The sequence below is a fragment of the Mizugakiibacter sp. genome, from assembly GCF_039680435.1.
GTDB lineage: Bacteria > Pseudomonadota > Gammaproteobacteria > Xanthomonadales > Rhodanobacteraceae > Mizugakiibacter.
Genome location: NZ_JBDKSX010000071.1, coordinates 1 through 3,359 on the forward strand (window position 1 = coordinate 1; position 3,359 = coordinate 3,359).

General features: G+C 74.2%; 2 protein-coding genes and 2 pseudogenes. 1 reads left to right on the top strand and 3 read right to left on the bottom strand.

Annotation, left to right across the window (positions count from 1 at the left end):
- The 3 genes and pseudogenes from ABFC67_RS07380 to ABFC67_RS07390 all read right to left on the bottom strand — a co-directional run.
- Positions 1 to 1,393: pseudogene (locus ABFC67_RS07380) on the bottom strand (glutamine-synthetase adenylyltransferase); the annotation flags it as partial.
- A 57-nt stretch (positions 1,394 to 1,450) separates the two neighbouring features.
- Positions 1,451 to 1,582 carry a hypothetical protein gene (locus ABFC67_RS07385; RefSeq protein ID WP_346737350.1) on the bottom strand — a complete coding sequence of 44 codons (132 nt, stop codon included), beginning with the start codon at positions 1,580 to 1,582 and terminating at the stop codon, positions 1,451 to 1,453.
- 464 nt (positions 1,583 to 2,046) lie between these two features.
- The gene (locus ABFC67_RS07390) at positions 2,047 to 2,346 is read right to left on the bottom strand and encodes a hypothetical protein (protein ID WP_346737351.1); all 300 of its coding nucleotides are present in this window, start codon (positions 2,344 to 2,346) and stop codon (positions 2,047 to 2,049) included.
- A gap of 432 nt (positions 2,347 to 2,778) precedes the next feature.
- Here ABFC67_RS07390 and ABFC67_RS07395 point away from each other — a divergent pair.
- Positions 2,779 to 3,359, top strand: a pseudogene (locus ABFC67_RS07395) (LTA synthase family protein); the annotation flags it as partial.

Sequence of the window (3,359 nt, forward strand, 5' to 3'; positions counted from 1 at the left end):
CGCGCGCCGCGCGCCAGAGCGCGGCGTCCGGCGTCGCCGCCGCCGCGGCGTGCGCGCCGGCGCCGGGCAGCACCACCGCGGCGAACTCCTCGGCGACCGCGGCGCGGTGCGCGGCCAGCTCGGCCTCGAGCGGCTCCCACGCGGGATAGTCCAGCGCCAGCGCGACGCGCGCGCGCGCCAGCGCGTCGGCCGGCACGTCGTGGGTCTGCGCGTCGCCGAGCATCTGCACGCGGTTCTCCAGGCGGCGCAGGAACAGGTAGGCCTCGCGCAGGCGTTTCGCGCGCGCGCCGGCGATCAGCCCGCGCGCCTCGCAGGCGCCCAGCGCCGGCAGCAGGCCGCGCGCGCGCAGGCTGGGTTCGCGGCCGCCGCGGATCAGTTGCAGCAACTGCACGATGAACTCGATCTCGCGGATGCCGCCGGGGCCGAGCTTGAGGTTGTCGGCGAGATCCTTGCGCGCCACCTCGGCGTCGATCAGCGCCTTCATCTCGCGCAGGCCGGCGAACGCGGTGTAGTCGAGGTAACGGCGGTAGACGAATGGACGCAGCAGCTCGCCGAGGCGCTTGCCGGCGACCAGATCGCCGGCGACCGGGCGCGCCTTGATCCAGGCGTAGCGCTCCCAGTCGCGGCCCTCGCGCTGGTAGTACTGCTCCATCGCCGCGAACGACAGCGCGACGCGGCCGGCATTGCCGAACGGGCGCAGGCGCAGGTCGACGCGCGCGACGATGCCGTCGTCGGTGGGCTCGGCCAGCAGCCGCACCAGCTGCTGGCCGAGGCGGGCGAAGAACTCGCCGTTGTCCAGCGCGCGCGTGCCGTCGGTCTGGCCGGCCTCGGGGTAGGCGAACACGAGATCGACGTCGGAGGAGAAGTTCAGCTCCGCGCCGCCGAGCTTGCCGAAGCCGAGCACGATCAGCCGCTGCGCGGCGCCATCGGCGCTGCGCGGCACGCCGTAGCGCCGCTCCAGGCCGCGCGCGGCCCACGCCAGCGCGGCCTCGATCAGCGCCTCGTACAGCGCGCCGGTGGCGGCCAGCGTGTCGGGCAGCGGATCGAGGCCGTTGACGTCGCGGAACACCAGGCGCAGCGCCTCGGCACGGCGGAAGCGGCGCAGCGCCGCCAGCATGGTCGACTCGTCGGCGTCGGCGCCCGGCAGCAGCGCCAGCCGCGCGGTGGCGTCGGCGGGGTCGCGCAGACGCGCGACGCCGGCCGGCGCCAGCAGCGTCGGCTCGCGGCGCAGCGCGTCGTAGGCGAAGTCGCTGGCCAGCAGCAGCCGGCGCAGGCGCTCGGCGACGCCGGCGTCGTCGTGCAGCGGCACCCCCGTCTCGCGGCAGCGCGCGGCGAGTTCGGCATAGCGTTGTTCGATCAGCGCGGCGGCCGCGCGCGGCAGATCCCGTTCCATGCGCGCATTGTGGCAGCAGCGCGGGTCCGGCCAGTAGCGTCGCCAGCCGGCGCCGCGTCATCGCATCGCCGCGCGGCGGCGGATGGCGACTCGGCGCTCCGGCACCGCGAGGGCAATCGCATCCGGCTGCACTTTGCCCTCCTGCTTCACCACGCGGATCGGCAGGCGGCCTTCGTCATGGGCCTTCATGAAGTTCGCCAGGATCTGCGTGCATCCCGCCCTGTATCCGCGTAGGGGCTATACGGTCCGAGCGGCATCGACGCCTGCCGCACGCTCAGGCCCGCAGCCTGCGCGAGCGCCTGCAGATCTTCCCGGCCGCCGGCCCGAGCCGTCGTCGACAGCACCATCACCCGCGCCGGCATCACCCAGCGAGCACTTTTCATGACGCGCTCCATTGCCCACAGCGCGGGAAGGGTCCCGCGTTCCGTGCGCCGCGGCATCACGAACCGCGGCACCGGATACGTTCCGCAATCGCCAAGGGGGATGACAGGGGTTCGGGGAGGAATCCCGACGGCAGCGCGACGGGCGGGCAGGTTCGCCGACAGCCGCAATGGCGACGAACAAAAGCGACCCGCCGGATCGCCCCGGCGGGTTGCCCTCTCCAAACAACGTCGGTCTTTTTTCGTGCGGGCAGGCTTCCGTGCGCGGGAACGTCAGCGTGCCGGTTGCGCCAGCGCAACCGTCGGCTGCGCGCCATCCGTGGCGGTGCGCGCGGCGACCAAACTGACCGGGATGCGCCCCTCCCGGACCGCCTTCATGAACTTGTCCCGGGACCGGTCATATCCGGCCCTGTATTCCACGTAAGCGGTATGCGGCCCGAGCAGCATCGCCACCTGTCGCACGGTCAGGCCCGACGCCTGTGCCAGCGTTTCCAGGTCATCCTGGCCGGGGCCGGCCAGCGCCGCCGTCGACAGCACCATCGTCAACGCCACCACCAAGCGAGCTTGCTTCATGACACCCTCCGTCGTCTGCGGCGCGGGAAGAGCCCCGCGTTCCGCGTGCCGCGGCGATACGAACCGCGACATCGGACGGGTTCCGCAATCGCCGGCGGCGATGACAGGGCGTCGAGGCAGGGCCGCGACGGGGCGGTCGCGGGCAAGGCGCGTCGGCGACCGCAGCGGCGCCGGGAAAAACAGCGGCCCGCCGAGTCGCCCCGGCGGGCCGCCCCCTCCCCACGCACCGCGTGCGTGCGCGTGCGTTCTAGCGCAAATCCCCGCCCCTGCCACGCCGCAGTGCAGCACGTGGCGCCGGCGGCGGCGGTCAACATTTCGTTCATGACTGTTTGCTTACAGTGCCGCTCCTCCGGATGACGGAAACGACGCGGCATGCGCGCCAGCTCCCGGCCATCGCGAACGCGACGACAGTGTGCCGGGCCCGCCAAGCGGGTGGCGCTGACGCTGCTGCTGGGCGCTGCCTTCGTGCTGTGGAGCGCGCTGCTGGACGGTGCCCCGGGCATTTCGCCCGCGATGCTGCTGGCTGCACCCGGGACGCCGCTGCGGCTGCTCGCCAACGCCCTGCCCGGCCTGCTGCTGGCGCTGCTGCTGTTCGCGCTGACCCGCCGCGCCTTCGCCGCGCTCGGCCTCGCCCTGCTGACCGAGGCGCTGCTGTACCGCGCCAACGCGCTCAAGTTCGCCAACCTCGATGCGCCGCTGATGCCGGCGGACTTCCGCATGCTCGGCCAGCTCGGCAAGGGCGCGGGCCACGTGCTCGCCGGCTACGTGCCAGCCGGCCTCGCCGCGCTGGCGCTGGCGCTGCTGGCCGCTGCGCTGGTGCTGCTGCGCCGCGAGCCGCCGCTGCTGCCGCGCCGACCGCTGCCGCGGCTGGCGCTGGCGGGCTTCGCGCTCGCCGCGCTGGCCACGCTGTGCGCCGGCGTGCCGGTCTGGCGGCAGGTCTACGCGCCGCAGCGGCTCGGCCTGCAGCCGTGGTCGGCGGCGCTGACCGCCGACCCCGCCGGCCGGGTCAGCAC